The organism is Alteribacter natronophilus (assembly GCF_006007885.1).
GTDB classification, from domain to species: Bacteria; Bacillota; Bacilli; order Bacillales; family Salisediminibacteriaceae; genus Alteribacter; species Alteribacter natronophilus.
This window is the reverse complement of the sequence record NZ_VCRO01000001.1, coordinates 359579-382900: the sequence shown is the minus strand read 5'-3', so window position 1 is coordinate 382900 and position 23322 is coordinate 359579. Positions and strand designations below refer to the sequence as shown.

The window sequence follows — 23322 nt, the reverse complement described above, 5'->3', positions numbered from 1 at the left end:
CCGCAACCTCTTTACCGTTTCGAAAAAAGCCGGATAACCATGCCTGAGGCTGGCACTTTCCACGGTCTCCGCTAAAATCAGACTATGGCAGTCAGTTTCTGAACTTCCTCAGCAGAGCCTCTTCAACAGGTGCAGGGACAAGATCCGATACTGATGCTTCGTACTTTGCAAGTTCCTTTACAATACTTGAGCTCAAATAGCTGTAATGATTGTTTGTCATCATAAAGAATGTCTCTACATCTTCATCGAGCTTACGGTTAATCGAGGCCATCTGAAGTTCATACTCGAAATCCGAGACCGCCCTCAGTCCCTTAATAATGGCGTTGGCCTGTTTGTTTTTGACATAATCGATCAGGAGGCCGTCAAAGCTGTCCACTTCCACATTCGGCAGGTGAGCAGTGGTCTCCCTGATCAGGGCCACACGTTCTTCAACCGAAAAAAGCGGTTTCTTGCTTCTGTTATTCAGGACGGCGACAATGACCCGGTCAAACACCCCGGCTCCCCTCGTAATAATATCCAGGTGACCCAATGTAACCGGGTCAAAACTGCCCGGACATACAGCTGTTTTTCCCATTAGTCTGATTCCTCCGTTTCATTTAAGCGGTAAATGGAAACCGCCGTATCCCCGTATGTTTCCCTTCGTACAAGTTCCAGCATTCCGTACCGGTTATCCAGATTCACTTTAGCATCATGCTCAGCTACAATCCGTCCGGATTCCTCAAGCAGAGCGTTTTCCCCGATAAAAGTCAGATCCTCTTTCAGCTGCTGTTTCGCATAAGGTGGATCCAGGAATATAAGGCTGAAGGATTTCTTTCTTTTAACTAGCGCCTGAAGCGCTCTTCCGGCCTCGTTTCTGTAAACTTCAGCCTGGTTCTCCATTGCGGCTGCTTTCAGATTATTCCTGATTGTTTTTACAGCTTTAAAGTCACGGTCCACAAATACGGCTTTTTCCACCCCTCTGCTCAGGGCTTCAATACCAAGACCTCCCGCTCCCCCGTAGAGATCAAGAGCTTCTCCTCCCTGAAAATAGGGGCCGATCATATTAAAAATCGATTCCTTTACTTTATCAGTTGTTGGGCGGGTGTTCATACCGGGAACGGCTTTTAATAATGTTCCTTTTTTTCTTCCGCTGATCACTCTCATACGACTGGTCCTCTCTTTATGTACTCATAATAATCGTAGCATATGTTCGTATGGATCTGCACGTCAGGCAGGTAAAATTGTCAAACCCTGTTAATCTGTGTATATTCTCCTGACAGTTGTCCATAATAAGGGATAGCAACATGATACCAATGTTGCTGACAACCGCGGAGAAGACTTACGTTTCCCCATAAGTTCTTCCTCCGGTTTCTCCTCTCCCATAGCCTTGAAAACGGTTTGGCTGTTTTCATTAAGGCACCCGCAGAAGGTTACTTCTGCGGGATTTTTTTATTCCTTCCTTTTGAGGGGCAGGAAGATTACCTTGCTATATTTGGCTGTTTCAGGAAAGATTGTTTGTTTTTCTACGCTGCAGACCGACGCTTTCCGCGGGCAACACTGCAGCCGGGTGAAAGTTTCCTGCTTCTTCCTCTGCCGGTTAAGCTCCGAAGAAGGCTGCGTCGAAGCAACTCGGAGATAACTCACGGAGTAATCGCTCGTCGCTGGAGTCGCGGCCTTTCGCTATGAAAATAATAATACTAATAACAACAATCTTTACGAAAAGAGCTTTTTAAAGAAACTCCGTTTCCACCTTACGCCTGCTTTCCGTAGCGATGCCGGCAAGCCTCCTTCATGTGTTTCGCTCCCGCTCGTAACTACAGAACTATTTGCGTTCCGGAGGGAACCTGATGTGAATTCTGACAATAAGAAAACCTCCGCACCGCTGCGGAGGTTTTCTGCGTTAAAGACCCATTTTATAATCGTACTCTTTTGCTTTGTCGGGTTTTGAATTCTGAAATTCAGTGTTCAGATATGGCCGCATGGACATGGAGACGCGCTTGACGAAATGGTAGGACTCAAGCTTTTCCATTGTCTGTTCGGCTTTCTCACCGTCACAGTAGAGCACAACATATTTCATTTTTCTGGATACGTAATGAATGTTGCCAAACCGCCGAAGCTGCTTGACGTGCTTTAATGACTGGATCCATATAGCCAGTCCGACACGGTTTCCGATCACGCCGCTCCCGTCCCCTCTGTTTAGTCGTTATTTCCAGTTTAGCACCGAAAGGCAAAGGGGGCAACATTATGAACAGCCGCAGCTGCCGCCGGAACCGCAGCCGCCGCTGCAGCCGTCCTGATCAAAGAAAGGATTGCCGGTAGGTACTTTCACATTTTTCGACACAGTGTCGGCTATGATCAGACTCACTTCACGAAGCAGGTTTTCAAGCTCTTTCTCAGCTTTCTTGTATTCTGCAACAGAGGAATGAAGATCGACCTGCCTTTTAGCTTCCCGTACATCTCTGGTGACCTGTTTATAATCAGGATGATACTTTCCAAAACGCTGGACCTCATCGTACTTGTCTTTCAGCTCAAGAAAGGAAGCGATCAGCCGCTGGGCTTCACGGTCTTTTTCCATCACCTGTTTTGCATGTATATAATCAGCGTAGATTTCTGAGTCTGTAATAAAGTCGCCAAGGTCATACGCGGAATGGAGGACATCCGAACTTGCTGCTGTTGTAATCATTTTATACACCTCCATCTGCAGTATAACATGAAGTTAACGCTCAAGTTCAATGGTTGACTGATTCTGTACTGAAATTCCCGGTTTTTCCTTCAGATCTTTCATCAGCCTGAAAAGTGCCCCGTCTTTCTGTTTTGCTTCAATCATAATATCAAGGCGGGGTACACTGCCGTTAATTTCCTTTAAAAATGCATAAAGGCGATCTGCATTGATATAGTCTGCATGACTTTTATCGTTTTCGTGATCACGGGGACTTGAAACGTGCATTTTCATAGGCAGGGGGCTGTGTCCCCACGTGGATACCACCCGTTCCCAGAAAGACCCGATGGGCTTTCCGCCGTGAACATCATGGTGATGGAGATCAAATACCACAGGAACCTGAATCTTCTCTCCCAGATAGAGGGCATGCTCGACAGTATAATTCGTATCGTCATTTTCCACCATCAGCATTTGCCCAAGGGCTGCAGGGACTTCCTGAAACCGTTCCACAAACGTCTCCAGCCCTTTTTCAACTCCGTATTTCTTCCCCCCTATATGGAGTACTGTACGGTGAGTATGATCCACGCCCATCCCCTTAAGAAGTCTGTAATGATAAAGAAGGACACGGAGTGACCTTTTAAACAGATCGTCACTATCCGTGTTCAGTACTGTAAAATGATCAGGATGAAAATCCACACGGCTCTCTGTTTCCCTGACCGTTTCCCCAAGACTGTTAAGATTTTCCCTGATTGCTCTGTGCCAGTTCCAGCCTTCAGTCAGTGGGTGATCCACTAGGGGAACAAGTCTTGATGACAGGCGGAAAAAGGTAATGTCATGAGCTTTATTATGGATGAGCAGCCTTCTGCAGTTTTCCAGATTAAGAGAAGCTGTCCGTTCCAGCTTCCTCAGCGCCGCTTCACGATTGTTCAGCTTTTCAAACTGCTTTGCCGTCATGGTTTTCGACGGAGACGCGTTTGAGAGCGCCATGCTCATCGCCACGTAACCAAAACGGACAATCATAGGCGGCCCTCATGAATCATCTGCTGTGCTTCAGCCGGGGAAACAAGTGCAGCCGAATGAATGTGCTCAAGATAGACTCTCTCGCCCGTATCATCACAGAAAAATGGACGGGCTTCACCTTTTACTGTCAGATTACTGATTTCCGTAACCGCCGCAGTTCCGCTGCTGTCTGTATAGGAAAGTGGCAGCCCAAGGACGAAAGCCTGCCTGACAAGCCTGAGGAGCATCTGCGGTTTGTAGGAAGTGAGAGAATACCACTGTCTCGGAAGATTGGCTGGTGCCTCAGTGAGTGCCTCCTCGTTAAAGGGGGGATCAGCGCATACCCAGCCGGGGACACCCGGGGACTCGGCGCCAGTATTATGATCCTCTCTCCCGTTAATCATCCCCTTTGCTTTCAGCAGTTTCAGTGCATCTGCCTTAAAGGCACTCTCTACAAAGATCATCTTTCCCCCTCCTCTGGTAAATGAAATATTATTCTCACTGAGCAGACTGACTGCTGCTGCGAGCACCTCTTCTGCAGAAAACCGGAAGGCCTCAAAGCTCCCGGCATAATGTCCGGGTTCGCTGTCTTCTGAAAGAGCTTCCAGTCTGGTCTGAAAGCTGTCACTGTCACTCAAAGCCTTCTCAAATTTCCGGATAAATGATTCTACGGTGCGGCCCGTCTGCACGGCTTTCCTAACCGATCCCCGGTTAAAAACAACTGTTATATATTCCGAATCAGCGTGATCGCCCTCTGTTTCTCCCCATAAAAGCAGCTCAAACAGCAGACCGGGCTGCGTACTCAGCGGTACAAGCCATTCCATGTTTCCGAGGTCCATTATTTCCGTAACGCCTGTCCGGCCCGTAAAGAACCGGCTGTCTCCTACGGCTTCCCTTTTACTTTTTATATATTCCTCGATAAGATCATCAAAACGGCAGCGTACGAGCATATCGATGTCTCCTGAATCGCAGTCAAACCGCTTCAGAAGCTCTTTCACCTTCACATCATTTTCTACGTTTCCATGCTGTCCCGAAAAACAGGATACAAGAGCATTCATCAGGGTGAAAATATCATCCGGCTTTTCACTTTCATCAATCTGCCTTTCTCCTGTTAACATGGTTTTGGCTTCACGCGGGACAACGTATTCTGTTTTTCCATTACGGCGAACCGAAAAAACAAGTCCTGCTTTCTGCAGTTCAGCCAGTGCCAGCCGGTCGAGAAGCGACTGGTCATTGAGGCGGTCCCGTCTGTTTATGCCTGCATTGCCAACCAGGGTATAGATCCTTTGTTCCCTTGGAGTCAGAACGGGCAGGATACTTTTAATCTCTGCATGCGCTGACAGGGGAGCCAGCCCCCTTTTACGTCTCGTTTCCTCAATTTTCTTCAGACAGCAGGGATCAAGTCCCGCTGATAAAACAGCCAGTTTCATGAACTCCACTCCTCTTTTTCGTAAGAATATCCCTGGTCAAGCATAAACAGCTGACGGTTGCCTGCACGCTCTTCTTCCTGGGTTCCGGCAGTGATGATCGAATAAAATGTCACTTCTTTACCTTCCTGTGAAGGCCGCAGCAGCCTGCCGATCCGCTGGGCTTCCTCCTGACGGGAACCGTACGAACCGGAAAGCTGAATACCAATTGCTGCATCAGGAAGGTCCAGTGCCATGTTGGCCACTTTACTTACAGCAAGGCAATTAAGTTCTGAGTCCCTGAAAGCACTATACAGTCTTTCACGCTCCTCAATTGACGTAGCACCAGTGACAAGCGGGGTACCAAACCGGTTATGAACAGCACTCAGCTGACTGAGATAATGACCGATGATCAGTACTTTTTCATGCCGGTGGCGATTCAGAAGTTTCTCCAGTACATCAAGCTTTCTCTGATTTTCACTGGCAAACCGGTACTTTTCACGTTTACCGAGCCCCCAGTAGGTAACGGCATCCTTGTCCGAAAAGCCTACTCTAATCTCCCTGCAGACAGGCTTTGACAGCCATCCGTTTTCCTCCAGACTGCGAATTCCAAGCTCGTACCTTTTCGGGCCGATCAGGCTGAAAATATCATTTATTTTTCCATCTTCTCTCACGCATGTAGCTGTGAGCCCTGTCCTTCTTGTGCTCTGGAGATCGGCTGCAAAACGAAAAAGCGGTGCAGGAATAAGATGCACCTCATCATAAATAATCAGGCCCCATTTCCTCGACTGAAATACAGGCAGGTGACTGAATTGACCTTCTCTGTTTTTCCTCGTAAGCATCTGGTAAGTTGTTACCGTAATCGGAGCGAGTGACTTCTCCTTTCCTGTATAAATGCCTATACAGTCCCTGCCGAGCGTAGTGCATGCGGTTAGCTCACGCACCCACTGTCTCAATGACGTTTCGTTGGGAGTGACGATTAGTGTCTCCTGCTGAAGAACGGCCATAAGGCCGATGCCTGTGATCGTCTTTCCCGATCCGCATGGCAGCACAATGATCCCATTACCTTCATCAAGGGAAGTTGATTTAAAAACCGAGCGTACAGCCTCCTTCTGATATGGCCTCAGCTGAATATGCTCCCTGAGTGAGAAAGGCACCTTTTCACCTTCCTCATAACCTCCCTGATCCATCACAGGATAACCAAGGTTCATAAGCTGTCTTTTTACGGTGCCCCGTTCCTCTTCAGTGATGATCGTGTACTCCTCTTTATGTGAAGGTGAGATTACTTCCCTTCTCCCGTTAAACAGGGTTTTCAGCAGTCCTTTTTCTTTTGAGCATAAACGCATACCATCCTGGTTGCGGGTGATAATGAGGAGTCCGTATCTGGCAAAATGTTTTTTCATCCATTGGAGCAGCTCTTCCGGCGGAGGGGTTTTTCCATAATCACAGAAAAAGTTTTGAATATCATCGTAAGTCATCCCTCTTTCACAGGCGTACCATATAGAGTGGCTGCTCATTTCATACACATGAACTGCCTGCGGGGATTTCACAAGTTCAGCTATATCCTGCAGTACCGGCTGCACAATTGGATACTGTTCATGATCCACACGCAGGTAGATTTTCCTGTCTGAGCTGATTAGAATCGGCTGTTCTTCCCTCATATATTTCACCTTCGCTTTCATTCCGGCAAACTGCTTATGGTTACTATTGGAAGAAGCCTCTCTGATTATGCACGTATTGAAGAAGCAGCCCAAGTGCCGGGCCTTTCTTTACGATCACCTAGTCCCTGTATCTCACCCAATGACCGGAAATCGCTGCACAGAAAAAGCCGTGCTGCCATACTGACAGTCACGACTGCTGACCCATCTGACGCACCATCTCAAACAGCATCGATGCCAGATTTACATTATTCTGGATTTTATCCATCCGCTGAGGAAATGTCCTGCCGTAAAATACCCGGGATTCCTTTTCCATTTCCGCGAGAGAGGCAGGATTTCTTGACAGCTTCCGATACCAGTGCGGATGAATTCTCATATACTTCCAGAGTTCCGGATTTGCCCGGACCTGCTGCAGCACTTCAACTCTCATATCAAACCTCCAGACTAGTCATCACGAAATGAAAATGGGGATGATGAGTTCGGACCGCTTCCCTGCTCCTGATCTCCCTTTCTGAATGTCCCCAGGAGTTCCTGTAAAGACGTAAGCGCTCCGTTAAACTGGGAAAGCTGATTCTGGAGATCGTTCATGTTCATTGATTTAATCATGGCAAGAATGTTTGCCGCTGTTGCCCCTGAAGATTTTGTTTCCTGCTGACTCTCTGAGGCTGAATCCTGACTGACCGCCTGTTCGGGTGAAAAAGAAGGCTGCTGTTCCTTGTACGTTTCCCACACTGGATCGTCATCTCCGAAAAGCGTCCATTCCTCATACAGATCCTGAAGTGTTTTCTCATTTCTTTTTACATCCCTCAGTACATAAGGGTGGTCCTTTACGAAGGCCTTAAATTTCTGAACGTCCGGGTGAAGCCTGCCGCTCATCTGGTGCACCTCCATCTGAATGTCTCTCTATTCCCATTCTAGTCAGGTGACCCCCCGGGTGTGAGCCTAATTTTACTGTTTTGTTTACAGAAAGGCTCAGTTAAAGGTTAGTTATGATTTTAAAAGTTGGCGGATAGAGAAAGAAGAGGCTGGGACAAACCTCAGCTAAATAGAAGGACCCTCACCATCGGTGAGAGCTCTTTCTTGTATGCAGTATTTTAATGGTTGATTGTTCAAAAATACACTCGCTTGCCGCGGGCAAGGCTTCAGCTAACCGGGAGGGGGACTTCTGCTTCTTCCTCTGCATGTTCATCTTCGAAGCTGTCTGCGTCGAAGCAGCTCGAAGCCTGCACAGGATGTAAACGCTCGCAGCTCTTGCTTTTCCCGCAGGCGTCTCGTGATTTTTGAAAATCAACGCATATATAAGAAAATACTCCGGCCGACAGGCTTATCAAACATTTTTAAACAGACAAAACGGTGCCAACGAGCGAAAAGCGATCGTTGGCACCGTTTTTTACTTAATTAGAGTCTGTTTTGTCCCAGCAGCTTCTGGATTACCACGGAGTAATGAAGTTCTGAGTATAAAATTCCCGGTACACGCCCACACCAAGATGGGTGAGGTCTTCATGCTTAAGATTTACCCTGTGTCCCTCGCTGTTGAGCCATCCTTCCACTGCAGCGGCGGCGTCATCGTAGCGTGCAGCAATGTTTTCTGCGGCCATATGATACTGAACTCCTTCAGCTGTCAGCCGGTCACTGAGCTCCCCGTGTGCTGGCGAACTGTGGGAAAAATATTCGTTCTCATACATATCCCTGCTGTGACCAAGCGCCACCTGCGCAGTATCCTCATGCCATTCAAGTTCTTCAATACCATGACGCTTCCTGAAATTATTGGTCAAATCAAATACCTGGCGGGCCATGCCTTCTTCAACAGCTTCCCACTCACCGTCGGAAAGTTCCGGTTTTTCCGGCATGGACCGGCTGTAAGTCAGTGAATACGGCTGATGCAGGACCAGCGTTTCTTCATCGGAATACCTGACGGACGAGAGTGTTCCATCAAACGTATCGAAATAGAGCTGGACGTATACACCATCATATTCCACAAGCGGTCTTGTTTTAACATCACTTTCAGAAAGGTTAAAGGTAAATGTACTGAAATCGCCCGTAAGGGAAACTTCTTCCTCAAATCCCTGATCAGCCTTCAGCTCCTCATAAGGCTCACCCACGGTAAATGGGGATAACAGATCTGAATACATATTAGTGTAAAGGGATACGACTTCACCTTCGGAAACACCGGCCTGCAGATAGTGATCTTCATTCCATACGTACCATTCGTAGCCGTACTGAGTCATGTCAGTACGATCCGGATCACCATACGCATCAGTCAGTACCTCAGCGGTTTCGCCAATATATGTATGATAGCCCTCGGAAACTTCGGTATCACTGATGTCCTCTGTTTCGTCCCCGCCATTGTCACCATTCTCTTCGGTCGATGACCCGGAGGAAACTTCCTCGCCCGGTCCGTTTTCCGTTTCATCCATATCCGCATTTCCGTCGTTCTCTTCTTCTGATGGGAGGTTATCATCCCCCGCGGAAGGTTCATTCCCGGACTGGTCCTCCTCGTCAGGAGATACTCCGTCCCCAAGAACCGGAAGTTCTTCCATCATGTCTTCCTGCGCCTGATCGTCCAGTGAGAACATATATGCAATCAATCCAAGACCAAATGCTATAAATGCCAACTTCAGTGCAATTCGCATATTTTCTCCTCCTCTACCGGATAAACTGGTAAAGCTTTCTTTAACTCTACTTTAAAATTTGTTCCCAGACAATCTAAAACCTGTATGCTTTGTTCTGTAAAGGAAATATTAATTCCATTATTCCCCTTTCCCTTCTCCTGTTAAACAGAGCAGGATCGGTACCCCGGAAAAAAAGCAGCAGACAAGGTTCATCACCCTGGCCTGCCGCTTCTTTAGTTTACGTAATAATATTATAATCAACTGCTTTATTATCAGTGATGAACCTCCGGACGTTCGGAAATCTCGGAAAGAGCAAAGCTCGCTTCGTCAGTTGTTGAAGTATGAACAGCCAGATCCCCAAGGGAAACGATGCCTACAAGCTTCTGATTTTCCACAACGGGAAGCCTGCGGATCTGTCTTTCCGCCATCATCTGTGCAGCCTGATCCACAATCATTCCCGGATCAGCCGTAACCAGCTTCTCACTCATTACTTCTTTTACATCGCAGGAGTTAGGCCTTTTTTCAGCCACCCCTCTCATAACGATGTCACGGTCTGTAATCATTCCGAGAAGATGATCCCCGTCGCATACAGGAACGGAGCCGATATCGTATTTTTTCATTTTTACAGCTGCCTGATACAGATTATCATCAGGTGCACAGCACTCCACATCGGTTGTCATAACATCCTTTAAACTTTTCACCGCTTACCCTCCTTACAGCGTTGTCAACGGTAAGGTCCCCTTAATCGTTTGTTTTATTCACATTACGGAGCTTCAGCGGTTTCCCCCTCCTTCCGGTACGGTCATGGCAAAACAGTGAATATTGCTTCTGAAGGGGAAGGTTTCGTTGCATCCTTGGCAGTTTCGTAATAGAATAAAAAGGAATGAAACCAGACAGAGAAGCAGGAGGTATCGTTTTAATGAGATTTGAAGCAGAAGAACTTGAAGGTCTTGAAGTTGAATTTGAATTAATTGAGAGTGTCATGGAAGACCTCGGTTTTACATACCAGTGGGACTATGAACGTGCCACATTTGACTATAAGTTTGTGGACCAGGTAAAGGATGATGTTTATTACTTCCGTGTACAGGCTTATGCAGTTGAAGGGGAGATCCCCAAGGCTCACAGCATCGTAAAAATTCTGAAAGCCTTCCTCGGGAAACACTACTATCCACACGGTGTAGAATATGATAACGAATCATTTCCGGACCATATTGTAAAAAACTGCGAGAAGAAAATAGCGAAAGTAAAAGAACAGCTGCTGGCTGAAAACAGCTAATCTATACTGGACTTGAGCTCTTCCACTTTGCAGGACACAACACGGACTCTTACTTCACCCACTGGGACTGAAGTAAATTCCCGAATGTGCCGGGCCATATATAACTGGAGCTTTCGACACTGCGAATGAATGGGGACGCCGTTATTTACGATGACCTCAAGCGTGATCGAAAGCTTTTCTTTATCTTCTTCACCAGTGTGGACTTTAACAGGCGAGAAAGCCCCGATAAGTCCATGGCCTTCTCCGGCAAGTTCCATATAGGGGCTTTCCCTTTTCCAGTCATCAAAAATCAGATACACATACTGACGCAGCGCCTTTAACGATACGCTGACCTTACCCTTTAACGTCGTGTGCGAACTGACATGCACGGCTTTTTTCATTTTCCCGCTCCTCTCTAATATTCCTGCTGTCACAGACCAGGCCGTTCGTCTATAATAAAGTAGAGGTATGCATCCAGAAAGGGGTTAAACGGTGACATCAAAAAAATACAGAAAATATATATACATTGGCATCGGGATACTCATTGCAGCTCTTTTAATCTACTTTGTTATGCCCGTGTCGGTACCGCTGATCCTTGCCCTCATTACGGCACTGTTTCTCGCCCCGGCGGTATCAGCCTTACAGAGACGCGCCAGACTGAGGCGAAGTCTTTCAGTCTTTATTGTGTTTATGATATTTTTATGTGTTCTCGGATTGTCCACATACGTCCTAACTACAAAAGCTGTTACCCAGGTGAACCAGTTTGTTGAAACCCTGCCGGATACAATTGCGGATCTTCAGTGGGCATGGATTCAGATTGAAAACGATCTGAGTGCACAGCTGGGGGATATTTCGGAGGATCTTGCCTCAGCACTGGACCAGCAGGTAACCTTTATGCTGAATGATATCCGAAATTACTTTGAAGACCTCAACATTATTAATCAGGTCACAAATATCCTGCTGAAAATTCCGGCATATCTTGTTTCACTTATTGTGTACCTTATAGCTTTGTACTTATTTCTTCTTGAGCTTCCAAGACTTAAACTTAAAGCCTTTTCCTACATGACGGATAAAACAGCTGAAAAAGTCCGCTTTATGAGTTCACGGTTATCCTACGTGATTTTCGGCTTTTTCAAAGCTCAGTTTCTGGTCAGTATCATCATCTTTATCGTGACGTTTATAGGGCTCCTGTTTATTGCACCTGAAGTGGCCTTTATCATGTCGCTCATCATCTGGATTATTGATTTTATCCCGATCATAGGCTCAATAGCAGTCCTTGCTCCGTGGGCACTGTACCATATTGTTGCGGGCAACACCGTACTGGCTGTACAGCTCCTGGTTCTGGCAGTTATTCTTCTGGTGATCCGGCGTACAGTGGAACCGAAGGTCATGGGGCATCATATCGGCCTGTCCCCTCTTGCCACATTGATTTCCCTCTACCTGGGCCTCCAGCTGATCGGTATACTCGGCTTTATTCTCGGGCCGCTCGTCGTTATTCTGTTCGCGAGTGCAAAAGAAGCGGGAATCATTAAATTCAACTTTAAAGTGTAGCTGCTGCAGAAACACAAAAAACCTGCTCCCTTACGGGAAGCAGGTTTTTTATATTCCGAGGATCGCACGCCAGACATTCGTCGTTTCACCTGGAGGATAAATGACATAAAGCAGCAGATACACCATAATCCCTGAACTTGCCGAAATAAACCAGACAACGGAAGTTACTGGACCGAGTCTGCGGTGTACATGAAGCTTATTTTTATATCCGGTCACCAGTGTCCAGATTCCCATAACAGCTGCCACCGTAGCAAGCGTGATGTGGAACAGGAGAAACACAGTATAATAAAGCCGAACATCCTCCGGGCCTCCAAAAGCAGTGCTGCCAATGAAAAATGTTTTGGAGAGATACGTAATAAAGAAAATAACGGCCAGTACTGCGGCCCAGAACATTGCCTTTTTATGAGCCTCTATTTTTCTTTTGGCAACCAGGTACCACCCTGCTGCAACAAAAAGAGCACTGGCACCGATAAAAATCGTACTGACAAAGGGCAGAAACGTAGCCACCGCTCTCCCACCTTTCGTGATGTCCATTCAGTGTTAATATTACCGGACTTTCAGTAATGATTGATTTCTTTAATGTGACAGTTTGATGAAAACTTTTTAAACAGAACGGTTATCCACTGAAGGCCGGACTGGCTGAGCTGCCACCTCCGGCATTGTTCTGTCATGATAAAAGCCTCTGCCCGCAGGCAGAGGCTCAAAGTTCACCAGGTTCCAGGATCAGAACTTGATGACACCGATCAGAAGCATCAGTGTTGGTACAGTCATGATTGCAACAAAGATCCCCGTCCAGAGCATAATGTTATTCCAGCCGTTGCCTCTGTCATTAAGGTGCATGAAGTAATAAAGCTGCATGAGCACCTGAACGACTGCAATCAGCAGAATAAACGGAATGGCAAACCGGTTTGGAATCGTATCACTGGCAACTGTCAGGAAGGCAACCGAGGTAAGGAAGATCATAAACACAAAGGATACAACCTGGTGCCTGGCTTCTTTCGCCAGCTTCTTTTCAGTTTTCTTGGATGGCCCTCCTTTTAAAGGAGCGCTCGGGTCGGAAACATGTGGATCCATCTACGTTACCTCCTTTAAACTCCCATAAGGTATACGACGGTAAAGATAAATACCCATACTACGTCGATAAAATGCCAGTAAAGTGATGCCGTGTAGAATTTCGGTGCGTTCGTAAGTGTAAGACCTGTTTTTGCATAACGGATCAGAAGTGTGGAGATCCAGAGAACTCCAAACAATACGTGAGCACCGTGCGTTCCTACCAGTGTATAAAACGAAGAGGCAAAGGCACTTGTTGAAAAACCAAGTCCATAGTTTACGGTGTAATCCCAGAACTCGTAAATTTCAAACGAGAGGAAGGCAACACCAAGTGCGACGGTTGCCCACATCCAGCCGAGAAGGCCTTTGTAGTTACCTTTCTTCATGTTAATAATCGCAAATACACTTGTAAGTGAACTTGTCAGAAGGATCATCGTCATATAGAACACAAGATCCAGGTGGAACAGTTCCTGTGAAGTCGGGCCGTCTGCCACCCCGTTCCGGAGACCAAGATAGGTTCCGAAAAGGCTGGCAAACAGAACGGTTTCACCACCAAGGAAAAACCAGAATCCGAGAAACTTATTTTTCCCTTCCAATGTAGCTTTTTCAGGATATGGAGGAAGGGCCTGGTCGTGTTTAACTTCTTCTGCCTGAGCCATTTTACCCTGCCCCCTCTTCATTTTGGATGTCTTCTTTGTGAATATGATACCCGTGATCTTCTTTAATCGAACGTACAAACATACATACTAATGTAATCAGAAGTCCGATAATCGTTACCGGATGCACGAGGTAAATCAGGCCGAACGCAGCAACAAACAGACCGAACGACATGATAATCGGAAGAATGGATCCGTTCGGCATGTGAATATCGTCAAGCGGTTCTGCTGCTTTAAGCTTGCCGTTTCCATGCATCTTTTCATACCACAGAGGATCCAGCTCGCGGACAAGCGGAGTCTGTGCAAAGTTGTATTCCGGTGTTGGAGATGGTATACCCCACTCAAGCGTACGGCCATCCCATGGATCGGCTTCTGATTTATTTTTCACCGAAACAACCACGTTAACAGCGAACAGGATAAACGCAAAAGCCATAAAGAAGGCTCCAACTGTACTGATCAGGTTCAGTGAGTCAAGTCCCTGCCCCGGAAGGTAGGAAGCTACACGACGCGGCATTCCCATCAGACCTACAAAGTGCTGAACAAAGAATGTCAGGTGGAACCCGAAAAGGAACAGCCAGAAAAACCATTTACCAAGCGTTTCGTTCAGTTTGTAACCGAACATTCTCGGCCACCAGTAGAAAGCACCGGAGAAGAGACCGAGCACAACACCACCAATGATAACGTAATGGAAGTGGGCTACAACAAAGTACGTATCGTGGAACTGGTAGTTCGCTGCACTTGTTGCAAGCATAATACCTGTTACTCCGCCCATTACGAAGGAAGGAATAAAACCAATGGCAAACAGGTTTGCGGTTGTGAACTGAATCCGGCCGCCCCACATCGTAAACAGCCAGTTAAATATCTTAATACCCGTAGGTACGGCAATGGCCATTGTAGCTACGGCAAAAATGGCGTTTGCTACAGGACCGATTCCAACTGTAAACATGTGGTGAGCCCATACCATAAATCCAAGGAAACCGATAATCAGTGTTGCAAATACCATTGCGGAGTAACCGAACAGACGCTTCTTTGAGAAAGTCGCCAGTACTTCGGAGAAGATCCCGAAAGCAGGCAGAATTAGAATGTAAACTTCAGGGTGTCCGAAAATCCAGAATAAATGCTGCCAGATTACAACGTTACCACCCATTTCTACGGCAAAGTAGGTTGCTCCAAACAGTCTCTCAAACATAAGAAGGAGAAGTCCGACTGTAAGAGCAGGGAATGCGAACAGGATCAGGGCAGATGCTACAAAGCTGCTCCATGTAAAGAGCGGCATCCGCATCATGCTCATACCAGGTGCACGCATGTTAATTATGGTAACAAGGAAGTTAATACCTGCAATTAATGTACCGATACCACTGATCTGAAGTCCGAGTACATAATAGTCAATACCGGTTCCGGAATAGGCGCTGGAAAGCGGAGTATAAGCTGTCCATCCTGCATCCGGAGCGCCGCCGAGGAACCAGCTCAGGTTAAGAAGCACTCCACCGAAAAAGAAGAGCCAGAAACCGAGAGAGTTCAAAAACGGAAACGCAACGTCCCGCGCCCCGATCTGGAGCGGAACAATGTAGTTCATAAAGCCGAACAGAAGCGGCATCGCTGCAAGGAAGATCATCGTCGTTCCGTGCATCGTTAGAAGTTCGTTAAATGTTTGTTCTGATACAAAGCCTAACTCCGGGAACATCAGCTGAATTCGCATCAGCATGGCTTCCAGTCCGCCCAGGGCGAAGAAGAAACCACCGGCTGCCAAATAAAGAATACCAATCTTTTTATGGTCTACCGTTGTCAGCCAGTCCCAAAGCACGCTTTTTTTAGCGTATGCTTGTGACACGTTGATTTACCCCCTTAAACTGTGGACATTATTCGCTGTCTAGTACGCGAAGTGTATCAAGATACTCGAGAAGAGAATCCATTTCATCTTCGTCAATTGCCTCGTGTCCGAATGCCGGCATATTGTTACCTGGTTTGTAATCCTGCGGTTCGCGGATCCAGTTTTCCAGAGCATCGCCGTCTTCGGCATCCCATTCAATAAAGCCTGCAATTACTTCACGCTCGGCAAAGTTGGTCAGATCCGGTCCACCCTGAGGGTTACCGCCTTCACCGCCGACTGCGTGACAGGAGAGACAGTTCTCTTCATAAACCTCACGGCCTTCAGCGGCTACATCACCGGTCGGCTCGCTTAGTTCCGCCTCCGGCTCAGCCATGCCCTGGGCCCAGGCTTCGAAAGTATCCGGGTCCACCGCAATGACTTTAAAGTCCATCAGCCAGTGGGACTCCCCGCAAAGCTCGGTACATTTTCCCTGGTAAACACCTTCTTCAGGTGCTTCAAGCCAGAGGGAGTTTGTAATTCCTGGAACGTTATCCTGTTTACCCGCAAGAGCCGGTACCCAGAATGAGTGAATAACATCAGACGCTTCAAGGTCAAAGATAATTCTTGTGTCTGTTGGAATGTAAACATCCTGTCCGGCAGTAATACCAAGGTCCGGATATTCAAACTCCCACCAGAACTGGTGACCTGTAACCTCAATCACAAGGGAATCCTCATCCGGTTCTGTTTCTGCAAGTGTAAACGTATCCATTACGTTCGGAACTGCTAGGATGAGAAGAAGGACAATCGGAATCGCTGTCCAGATGATCTCGAGGTTTTTGTTTCCTTCGACTTGCTTAGGAATATGATTGTCGCCTGGTTTCTCTCGGAAGCGGATCAGTACATAAATGTAAATCGCCGCCACGACCACGATGACAAAAATCATAATTAACAAGCTGAGAATAATTAAGGAATACTGCATCTCTGCGACAGGTCCACGCGGGTCCAGTGCAGTCAGATTTTGTTTCCCGCAACCTGCCAGAAGCAGCAGGATGAGAGAGAATGGAAGCACTCGCCACAAGTTCTTCATCGTGTCATAAACCTCTCTTTCTCTGTTTACTTAAGTTTGATTCTTAGAACATATGAACAATGACCATCACGGCAAACAGGACCATGAGATATACAAGAGAGTATAAAAACATATGCGTTGCCCACTTGATGTCATCATCATATTTTTTATAACCGGCAAATCCAAGTACAAGCCACCCTGCCCCAAGCACGAATGCTGTGACTGTATACACTGCACCGAAATTAAACAGCGTCAGCGATACCGGAAGCAGTGCTGCGGTGTAAAACAGAATCTGGCGCTTTGTTACGCCAAACCCGGCTACAACCGGAAGCATCGGTATTCCGGCGGCCCGGTACTCCTCGCATCTTCTCATGGCCAGTGCCAGAAAATGCGGTGTCTGCCAGATAAACAAAATGAGGAAAAGCGACCATGCGTACGGATGAAGGCCCGGATCTATCGCTGCCCAGCCGATCAGCGGCGGCACTGCTCCGGCAAAACTTCCCACTATCGTATTAAGCGTGGTTGTCCGTTTTGTCCACATGGTATAAAAAACGACGTAAATAACCAGACCCGACAGCCCAATCACTGCGGTGGTCAGATTAACGGAAGCAAGCAGCAGTGTTCCCACAGCAGACGTTATAAGTCCATACCACAGAACCTGTGAGCCTGTGAGTTCACCTGTTACCGAAGGCCGGTTGTCCGTCCGGATCATTTTGTCGTCAATATCACGATCCACATAGTTGTTAAGTGCACAGCCACCTGCAATTATCAGCGCGGCTCCAAGCATTGAAAGAATTACAATGTGAGGCGCGGAAGATAATGGCGTCTGTGTATAGTGAGCAGCCAGAAAAAGCCCGGCAAACATCGTGATAAGGTTTGACTTCACTATACCGGTTTTGGAAATATCCATGTACGAACGCCAGGTTGCTTTTTTCGCCTGAGCATGCTGCTGTTCTTCGCTGATCACATCCGTTGAAGAAAGCGCTCCGGATTTATTCATTCTTTCACCCCCCGAGTCTGATCACCAATCGTTGTTCCGGGAAAATCCCCTTATAAGTCTACTTGTTTGTCCGGAAAGATGGAAGCGTAAATAGGAAAATGACTATTTTCAGAATGTTTTCTATACGTTACCGATCCGGCTCAGAGACAAGTCCTCACCACATTATATATGAAGAGTCGGGGAAATTCATCAAAATACGGAAAACAACGATGTTCCAGTTTATATTTTAGCATATCCATAGACTGTATTCATTTGGAATTTGGCTTAATAACTTTATTTCGGGGAGATTGTTACAATTTAATGAACAAAGAATGAAGGAAAATCACAGCATGCTTTTCTATGAGATAATCAACATGAAATTGACAACCGTCAGGATTCTCCATAAAATGAAGGGCGGTATGTTTATTTCCGATTTTTATAAAAGTAAGGTGCTGATCATGTACAGGCTTCAGTCAGCGCTGATTTCACAATAGAAAGCCGGTGAACAAATTGAACAGAGGATTTAAGATTTTCAGTGTACTTGCGTCCTTCGGGATGCTCGTCGTCCTCCTTCAGGGAGCACTGGTAACCCAGACCGGCTCAGGGGACGCCTGTGGAACATCCTGGCCACTGTGTTATGGACAAGTAATACCAGCCGAGGCAACAATCTATACCTGGATCGAGTACACCCACCGCATTGTATCCGCTCTTATGGGAATTGTAGTAATTATACTGGCAGTCTGGGCGTGGGTAAAACTCGGACATATCCGCGAAACCAGATTTCTTTCTATCCTTGCTGTTTTCGCTATTATTTTTCAGGGTCTCCTGGGAGCTGCAGCTGTTGCATGGGGACAATCGGACGCTGTTATGGCACTCCACTTCGGATTTTCCCTTGTTTCATTTGCCAGTGTACTGCTGCTCTGCCTTCTCGCTTTTGAAGCAGATTACTCCGGTGCCCGGAAAGCTGCAAGTCTTTCAAAGAGAATGAGGTATTATCTCTACTTTGTGATCACCTATATGTACGCGGTTGTCTACACGGGAGCTTTTGTTAAGCATACAGGAGCAAGTTATGCGTGCGGCAGCTGGCCCCTCTGTAACGGACAGCTGATTCCCCCTTTAGAAGGAAAAGTGGCCATTCAGTTTGGTCACCGTGTCGCAGCAGGACTCCTTTTAATTGTCATCATCATTATGCTGATAGCACTTCTGCGGCATTACCGTCACGAGAAGGTACTTGTCTGGACAGCCATTCTCTCAACAGTTCTTGTCTCCATTCAGGTGGCAAGCGGAGCTGTGGTTCTCTTTACCGGGTTTACACTCTGGGCAACACTGTTCCATGCACTTTTCGTGAGTCTTCTGTTCGGTGTCCTCAGCTACGGTGTAATGATTGCATCAAGAAAAACATGATTCAAACCTCCGGATCGTATCGATCCGGAGGTTTTTTGAAAGTTATTCTTATATTACTCACCCAGATATGAGCGCAGCATCCAATTGTGTTTTTCGAAGCTCTGTCTGATCGCTATCAGCATATCTGCCGTGTCCTCATCTCCAACCTTTTCCTCCAGGGCTTCAATATCACCCTTCAGCTCTTCAATCAGTGTATCAAAATCAGTATTAAGCGTTCTGACCATGTCTTTGGCGCTTTTTTCATCTGACGCTTCCTTTATAGAAGAAAGTTCCAGGTATTCCCTCATAGTTGAAACCGGTTTTCCTTTGACTGTCAGGAGACGTTCTGCAAGTTCGTCAATGTGTCCCTGTGTTTCGTTATAGAGCTCTTCGAATTTCTCGTGAAGGGTAAAGAAATCCGGTCCTGTTACGTACCAGTGATAATGATGCAGTTTTACAAACAGGACATTGAAACTGGCTACGTGACGGTTCAGTATTTCTGATTGTTTTTCGTGTGCCATGTCGATCATCTCCCCTTTTTAATCTGCACTTTATTTATTTCCCCACCCTGAAAGAATTAAACTATGAGCTGTGGCAATACAGGCCGTGTTTTACCTCACTCAAATTCAATAAGAAGATCACCCGCCTGCACAGCTTCGTCATCTGAAACATAGACTTCAGCAACAGTCCCATCGTATGGTGCCTGTACGGTAGTCTCCATTTTCATAGACTCCGTGATCATCAGGTGGTCTCCTTTTTTCACTTTATCTCCTTTTGATGCAAGGGTCTTTACAACGGTACCCGGCATGGAAGCTCCGATGTGACGATCATTATTTTTATCGGCTTTCACTTTCTGTTTTTCTTCGGATTCAATGCTCTCATCGATTACGTGCACTTCCCGGGGCTGGCCATTCAGTTCAAAATAAATTACCCGGCTCCCGTCCCGCTGCGGCTGACCGATGGACACGAGTTTTACGATCAGGGTCTTTCCATGCTCGATTTCAATTTCAACTTCCTCCCCCATTCTCAGGCCGTAAAAGAAAGTCGGCGTATCAAGAACCGAGACATCCCCGTACTGTTCAGTAAATGTTTCGTAATCCAGGAACACTTTCGGATAAAGGGCATACGAAATCGCATCGTGGTCCGTCACCTGGCGGCCAAGCTTATTGTAAAGCTCTTCCTTCAGCCCGTCGAAGTTCACCTCATCAAGCAGCTCACCGGGGCGGACATTAATCGGTTCCCGTTTTTTTAAGATCAGCTTCTGAAGCTTCTCAGGGAATCCTCCGTACGGCTGGCCGAGATAACCTTCGAACAGTTCGATTACACTGTCAGGAAAATCGATGGTATCCCCTTTTTCATAAACCTGGTCCTCATCGAGATCATTTTGTACCATAAACAAAGCCATATCCCCCACAACTTTTGATGATGGGGTAACTTTGACGATATCGCCGAACATGTGGTTGACACGGTGATACATTTCCTTTACTTCCGACCACCTGTCCCCGAGGCCGACAGCTTTGGCCTGCTGCTGCAGATTGCTGTATTGCCCGCCCGGCATTTCGTGCTCGTAAATTTCGGGGTGGGGTGCCATCATACCGCTCTCAAAGTCGCGGTAGAAATGCCGCACGTCCTCCCAGTAATCACTCAGCTCCCGCGCATGATCCATATTCAGTTCAGGCTGACGTTCATCCCCGCTCAGAGCATGGAAAAGACTGTTCATGCTCGGCTGACTTGTAAGACCCGCCATGGAACTGATTGCCGTATCCACAATATCAACGCCTGCCTCGATCGCTTTTGCATACGTATAGATGCCGTTTCCGCTCGTGTCATGAGTATGGAGGTGAACGGGAATTTTCAACTCGCTTTTCAGGGCACCGATCAGCTCATAGGCAGCCTTTGGTTTCAGGAGGCCTGCCATGTCTTTAATTCCGAGAATGTGAGCACCTGATTCTTCAAGTTCTTTTGCAAGCTTCACATAGTAGGCAAGGTCGTACTTGCTGCGGTTTGGATCCAGAATATCTCCTGTGTAGCACATGCTGGCCTCGGCAATTTTACCTGAATCCCTTACGGATCTGATTGCCGGCTGCATTCCCTCCACCCAGTTGAGACTGTCAAAAATGCGGAATACGTCGATACCGGCTTCGGCTGAAGAGTGAACGAATTCCTCAATAACATTATCAGGATAATTTTTATAGCCTACCGCATTCGACGCCCTTAGAAGCATCTGAAAAAGAATATTCGGCGCTTTTTTGCGGAGGCTGATCAGACGTTTCCACGGATCTTCATGAAGGAACCTCATACTTACATCAAAAGTCGCTCCTCCCCACATCTCAAGAGAGAAAAGATCAGGAAGCATCTGTGCTGTCGGCCCGGCGATCTTTTCAAGATCATGGGTTCTCAGCCGCGTTGCCAGAAGCGACTGGTGGGCATCACGAAAAGTTGTATCGGTAACCAGGACACGCTGCTGTTCTTTGACCCATTGCGCGAGTCCTTCCGCTCCTTTATGGTCGAGGATCTGCTTTGTGCCATCAGGAAGCGCTTTCACACCATTGCGGTCGGGAACCCGCGGTTCTTCCAGCACCGGCTTTTTCTTTACGCCTATACCGGGATAGCCGTTTACGGCAGTCGAACCAATGTAGCTGAGCAGCTTTGTCCCACGGTCCTTTCGTTTCGGGAACACAAAAAGTCCGGGTGTCTTGTCGATAAAAGATGTATCGTACTGGCCTGACATAAACTGTTCGTGTAGCACAACGTTTTCAAGAAAAGCAATATTCGTCTTTATCCCCCGGATCCTGAATTCCTTCAGGTTCCGCACCATTTTGCTTGCGGCTCCTTCAAATGTGAGGGCCCACGTTGACAATTTTACGAGAAGGGAATCATAATGGGGCGAAATAACAGCACCCTGAAATCCGTTTCCTGCATCCAGACGGACGCCAAATCCTCCCCCGGTCCGGTAGGCCATGATTTTCCCTGTGTCAGGCAGGAATCCGTTTGTCGGATCTTCAGTTGTAACACGGGACTGGATAGCATATCCGTTCGTAACCACATCCTCCTGCCGGGGAATTGATACAGGGGATTCGTGAAGGTTCATGCCGTCAGCGATATAAATCTGCGACTGAACGATATCTATGCCCGTAATCATTTCTGTAATTGTATGTTCTACCTGAACTCTCGGGTTTACTTCTATGAAAAAGAATTCATCGTCTCTCGTTACAAGGAATTCCACCGTTCCTGCATTTACGTACTCCACATTCTTCATAAGCTTGACAGCCGCTTCACAGATCCGTTCTCTTACTTCGTCACTCAGGGCTACACTCGGTGCCACTTCCACAACCTTCTGATGACGGCGCTGGACCGAACAGTCCCGTTCATAGAGATGGACAATATTTCCTGCATGATCCCCGATGATCTGGACTTCAATATGTTTTGGATTCTCCACAAACTTTTCGACATACATTTCATCACTGCCAAACGCGGCTTTCGCTTCCGACCTGGCACGCTCAAAACTTTCTTTAAGCTCAGTTTTATCCCTTACGATCCTCATCCCCCGGCCGCCACCGCCAAGAGAAGCTTTGATCATGAGCGGGTAGCCGTTCCGGTCTGCAAAAGCTTTTACTTCCTCCAGCCCGGAAACAGGGCCATCAGTTCCCGGTATAACCGGAATGTCTGCATTTATGGCCTGCTGACGCGCCTGTACTTTATCACCGAACATACGAAGATGCTCTGTTTCCGGTCCGATAAAGATGATCCCTTCTTCTTCACACCTGCGGGCAAACTGAATATTTTCGGAGAGAAATCCGTACCCCGGATGAATCGCATCCACATCGTTTTTCTTTGCTGTTCTGATAATATCCTCAATGTCGAGGTAGGCATCAATCGGCTTTTTTCCCCTGCCTACCAGATAGGCCTCATCTGCTTTATACCGGTGAAAAGCACCAGTGTCTTCCTTTGAGTAGATAGCCACCGTCCTGATATCCAGTTCCGTACACGCGCGAAAGATACGGATGGCGATCTCTCCGCGGTTGGCTACAAGCACTTTGCTGATTTTCTGAAGCCGTTTCATTTCTTGGACCTCCTCAAGTCGTCTGTAAATGGTCTGGTGCCGGCGCAGTTATCTTTATGTACAGGAAACCGGCCTCTCTTTAATATTTATACACCCTTCGCCAAAATCCTTCATTTTTTTAAGCTGTTTTCGGAATGATTGCTGCTATATTCCGCTGCAGGCGGACGCTTTCCGCGGGCATCACTTCAGCGAGCCG

At 47.1% G+C, this 23322-nt stretch carries 23 protein-coding genes; 3 read left to right on the top strand and 20 right to left on the bottom strand.

Annotation, left to right across the window (positions count from 1 at the left end):
• Positions 1-91 precede the first annotated feature (91 nt).
• From coaD to FGB90_RS01940, 11 genes are all read right to left on the bottom strand, one after another.
• On the bottom strand, positions 92-574 hold the full coding sequence (gene coaD / locus FGB90_RS01990; RefSeq protein ID WP_138808896.1) for a pantetheine-phosphate adenylyltransferase: 483 nt from the start codon (positions 572-574) through the stop codon (positions 92-94).
• Positions 574-1143 carry a 16S rRNA (guanine(966)-N(2))-methyltransferase RsmD gene (rsmD, locus tag FGB90_RS01985; protein WP_138808895.1) on the bottom strand — a complete coding sequence of 190 codons (570 nt, stop codon included), beginning with the start codon at positions 1141-1143 and terminating at the stop codon, positions 574-576. Before rsmD ends, coaD begins: the two co-directional genes overlap by 1 nt.
• Positions 1144-1879: 736 nt before the next feature.
• On the bottom strand, positions 1880-2155 hold the full coding sequence (locus tag FGB90_RS01980) for a YlbG family protein (RefSeq protein ID WP_138808894.1): 276 nt from the start codon (positions 2153-2155) through the stop codon (positions 1880-1882).
• A gap of 66 nt (positions 2156-2221) precedes the next feature.
• A complete protein-coding gene (locus tag FGB90_RS01975) occupies positions 2222-2662 on the bottom strand; it encodes a YlbF/YmcA family competence regulator (protein WP_138808893.1) in 441 nt (146 codons plus the stop codon).
• A 33-nt stretch (positions 2663-2695) separates the two neighbouring features.
• On the bottom strand, positions 2696-3658 hold the full coding sequence (gene uvsE / locus FGB90_RS01970) for a UV DNA damage repair endonuclease UvsE (protein ID WP_138808892.1): 963 nt from the start codon (positions 3656-3658) through the stop codon (positions 2696-2698).
• Positions 3655-5067: a hypothetical protein gene (locus FGB90_RS01965; protein WP_138808891.1), complete on the bottom strand. Its 1413-nt coding sequence runs from the start codon at positions 5065-5067 to the stop codon at positions 3655-3657. Before FGB90_RS01965 ends, uvsE begins: the two co-directional genes overlap by 4 nt.
• Positions 5064-6725 carry a DNA repair helicase XPB gene (locus tag FGB90_RS01960; RefSeq protein ID WP_138808890.1) on the bottom strand — a complete coding sequence of 554 codons (1662 nt, stop codon included), beginning with the start codon at positions 6723-6725 and terminating at the stop codon, positions 5064-5066. Before FGB90_RS01960 ends, FGB90_RS01965 begins: the two co-directional genes overlap by 4 nt.
• A gap of 166 nt (positions 6726-6891) precedes the next feature.
• Positions 6892-7131 carry a YlbE-like family protein gene (locus tag FGB90_RS01955; protein WP_138808889.1) on the bottom strand — a complete coding sequence of 80 codons (240 nt, stop codon included), beginning with the start codon at positions 7129-7131 and terminating at the stop codon, positions 6892-6894.
• A gap of 14 nt (positions 7132-7145) precedes the next feature.
• The gene (locus FGB90_RS01950; RefSeq protein WP_171051664.1) at positions 7146-7577 is read right to left on the bottom strand and encodes a YlbD family protein; all 432 of its coding nucleotides are present in this window, start codon (positions 7575-7577) and stop codon (positions 7146-7148) included.
• A gap of 554 nt (positions 7578-8131) precedes the next feature.
• Positions 8132-9334: a CAP domain-containing protein gene (locus tag FGB90_RS01945; RefSeq protein WP_138808887.1), complete on the bottom strand. Its 1203-nt coding sequence runs from the start codon at positions 9332-9334 to the stop codon at positions 8132-8134.
• A gap of 251 nt (positions 9335-9585) precedes the next feature.
• Positions 9586-10014, bottom strand: a complete 429-nt coding sequence (locus tag FGB90_RS01940; RefSeq protein WP_138808886.1) for a CBS domain-containing protein — start codon at positions 10012-10014, stop codon at positions 9586-9588.
• A 218-nt stretch (positions 10015-10232) separates the two neighbouring features.
• Between FGB90_RS01940 and FGB90_RS01935 the strand changes: the two genes are divergently transcribed.
• Positions 10233-10589, top strand: a complete 357-nt coding sequence (locus tag FGB90_RS01935) for a YugN family protein (RefSeq protein WP_138808885.1) — start codon at positions 10233-10235, stop codon at positions 10587-10589.
• Here the strand turns inward: FGB90_RS01935 and FGB90_RS01930 are convergent.
• Positions 10586-10969 carry an Asp23/Gls24 family envelope stress response protein gene (locus FGB90_RS01930; protein ID WP_138808884.1) on the bottom strand — a complete coding sequence of 128 codons (384 nt, stop codon included), beginning with the start codon at positions 10967-10969 and terminating at the stop codon, positions 10586-10588. The two genes, FGB90_RS01935 and FGB90_RS01930, sit on opposite strands and share 4 nt — an antisense overlap.
• Before the next feature lie 91 nt (positions 10970-11060).
• Between FGB90_RS01930 and ytvI the strand changes: the two genes are divergently transcribed.
• Positions 11061-12119, top strand: a complete 1059-nt coding sequence (ytvI, locus tag FGB90_RS01925; RefSeq protein ID WP_138808883.1) for a sporulation integral membrane protein YtvI — start codon at positions 11061-11063, stop codon at positions 12117-12119.
• A gap of 48 nt (positions 12120-12167) precedes the next feature.
• On the opposite strand, the gene FGB90_RS01920 is transcribed toward ytvI, so the two are convergent.
• From FGB90_RS01920 to cyoE, 6 genes are all read right to left on the bottom strand, one after another.
• The gene (locus FGB90_RS01920; protein WP_246056018.1) at positions 12168-12626 is read right to left on the bottom strand and encodes a DUF420 domain-containing protein; all 459 of its coding nucleotides are present in this window, start codon (positions 12624-12626) and stop codon (positions 12168-12170) included.
• Positions 12627-12842: 216 nt separating this feature from the next.
• The gene (locus tag FGB90_RS01915) at positions 12843-13193 is read right to left on the bottom strand and encodes a cytochrome C oxidase subunit IV family protein (protein WP_138808881.1); all 351 of its coding nucleotides are present in this window, start codon (positions 13191-13193) and stop codon (positions 12843-12845) included.
• A gap of 14 nt (positions 13194-13207) precedes the next feature.
• On the bottom strand, positions 13208-13828 hold the full coding sequence (locus FGB90_RS01910) for a cytochrome (ubi)quinol oxidase subunit III (RefSeq protein ID WP_138808880.1): 621 nt from the start codon (positions 13826-13828) through the stop codon (positions 13208-13210).
• 1 nt (position 13829) lies between these two features.
• A complete protein-coding gene (gene ctaD / locus FGB90_RS01905) occupies positions 13830-15656 on the bottom strand; it encodes a cytochrome c oxidase subunit I (protein ID WP_438502668.1) in 1827 nt (608 codons plus the stop codon).
• A 28-nt stretch (positions 15657-15684) separates the two neighbouring features.
• Positions 15685-16722, bottom strand: a complete 1038-nt coding sequence (coxB, locus tag FGB90_RS01900) for a cytochrome c oxidase subunit II (RefSeq protein ID WP_138808878.1) — start codon at positions 16720-16722, stop codon at positions 15685-15687.
• Positions 16723-16765: 43 nt separating this feature from the next.
• Positions 16766-17701: a heme o synthase gene (gene cyoE / locus FGB90_RS01895; protein ID WP_138808877.1), complete on the bottom strand. Its 936-nt coding sequence runs from the start codon at positions 17699-17701 to the stop codon at positions 16766-16768.
• Between the two features lie 489 nt (positions 17702-18190).
• Here cyoE and FGB90_RS01890 point away from each other — a divergent pair, with 489 nt between their 5' ends.
• Positions 18191-19084, top strand: coding sequence for a COX15/CtaA family protein (locus tag FGB90_RS01890; RefSeq protein ID WP_138808876.1), 894 nt, complete (start codon positions 18191-18193; stop codon positions 19082-19084).
• Positions 19085-19137: 53 nt separating this feature from the next.
• On the opposite strand, the gene FGB90_RS01885 is transcribed toward FGB90_RS01890, so the two are convergent.
• Complete coding sequence (locus FGB90_RS01885) at positions 19138-19584, bottom strand: Dps family protein (RefSeq protein WP_138808875.1); 447 nt, start codon at positions 19582-19584, stop codon at positions 19138-19140.
• Between the two features lie 95 nt (positions 19585-19679).
• Positions 19680-23126 carry a pyruvate carboxylase gene (gene pyc, locus FGB90_RS01880; RefSeq protein ID WP_138808874.1) on the bottom strand — a complete coding sequence of 1149 codons (3447 nt, stop codon included), beginning with the start codon at positions 23124-23126 and terminating at the stop codon, positions 19680-19682.
• Positions 23127-23322 lie beyond the last annotated feature (196 nt).

Coding starts and splice junctions, on each gene's coding strand:
- coaD (WP_138808896.1), bottom strand. CDS start 574: ATGGGAAAAACAGCTGTATGTCCGGGCAGTTTTGACCCGGTTACATTG.
- rsmD (WP_138808895.1), bottom strand. CDS start 1,143: ATGAGAGTGATCAGCGGAAGAAAAAAAGGAACATTATTAAAAGCCGTT.
- FGB90_RS01975 (WP_138808893.1), bottom strand. CDS start 2,662: ATGATTACAACAGCAGCAAGTTCGGATGTCCTCCATTCCGCGTATGAC.
- uvsE (WP_138808892.1), bottom strand. CDS start 3,658: ATGATTGTCCGTTTTGGTTACGTGGCGATGAGCATGGCGCTCTCAAAC.
- FGB90_RS01965 (WP_138808891.1), bottom strand. CDS start 5,067: ATGAAACTGGCTGTTTTATCAGCGGGACTTGATCCCTGCTGTCTGAAG.
- FGB90_RS01960 (WP_138808890.1), bottom strand. CDS start 6,725: ATGAAAGCGAAGGTGAAATATATGAGGGAAGAACAGCCGATTCTAATC.
- FGB90_RS01955 (WP_138808889.1), bottom strand. CDS start 7,131: ATGAGAGTTGAAGTGCTGCAGCAGGTCCGGGCAAATCCGGAACTCTGG.
- FGB90_RS01950 (WP_171051664.1), bottom strand. CDS start 7,577: ATGAGCGGCAGGCTTCACCCGGACGTTCAGAAATTTAAGGCCTTCGTA.
- FGB90_RS01945 (WP_138808887.1), bottom strand. CDS start 9,334: ATGCGAATTGCACTGAAGTTGGCATTTATAGCATTTGGTCTTGGATTG.
- FGB90_RS01935 (WP_138808885.1), top strand. CDS start 10,233: ATGAGATTTGAAGCAGAAGAACTTGAAGGTCTTGAAGTTGAATTTGAA.
- FGB90_RS01930 (WP_138808884.1), bottom strand. CDS start 10,969: ATGAAAAAAGCCGTGCATGTCAGTTCGCACACGACGTTAAAGGGTAAG.
- FGB90_RS01915 (WP_138808881.1), bottom strand. CDS start 13,193: ATGGATCCACATGTTTCCGACCCGAGCGCTCCTTTAAAAGGAGGGCCA.
- FGB90_RS01910 (WP_138808880.1), bottom strand. CDS start 13,828: ATGGCTCAGGCAGAAGAAGTTAAACACGACCAGGCCCTTCCTCCATAT.
- coxB (WP_138808878.1), bottom strand. CDS start 16,722: ATGAAGAACTTGTGGCGAGTGCTTCCATTCTCTCTCATCCTGCTGCTT.
- cyoE (WP_138808877.1), bottom strand. CDS start 17,701: ATGAATAAATCCGGAGCGCTTTCTTCAACGGATGTGATCAGCGAAGAA.
- FGB90_RS01885 (WP_138808875.1), bottom strand. CDS start 19,584: ATGGCACACGAAAAACAATCAGAAATACTGAACCGTCACGTAGCCAGT.
- pyc (WP_138808874.1), bottom strand. CDS start 23,126: ATGAAACGGCTTCAGAAAATCAGCAAAGTGCTTGTAGCCAACCGCGGA.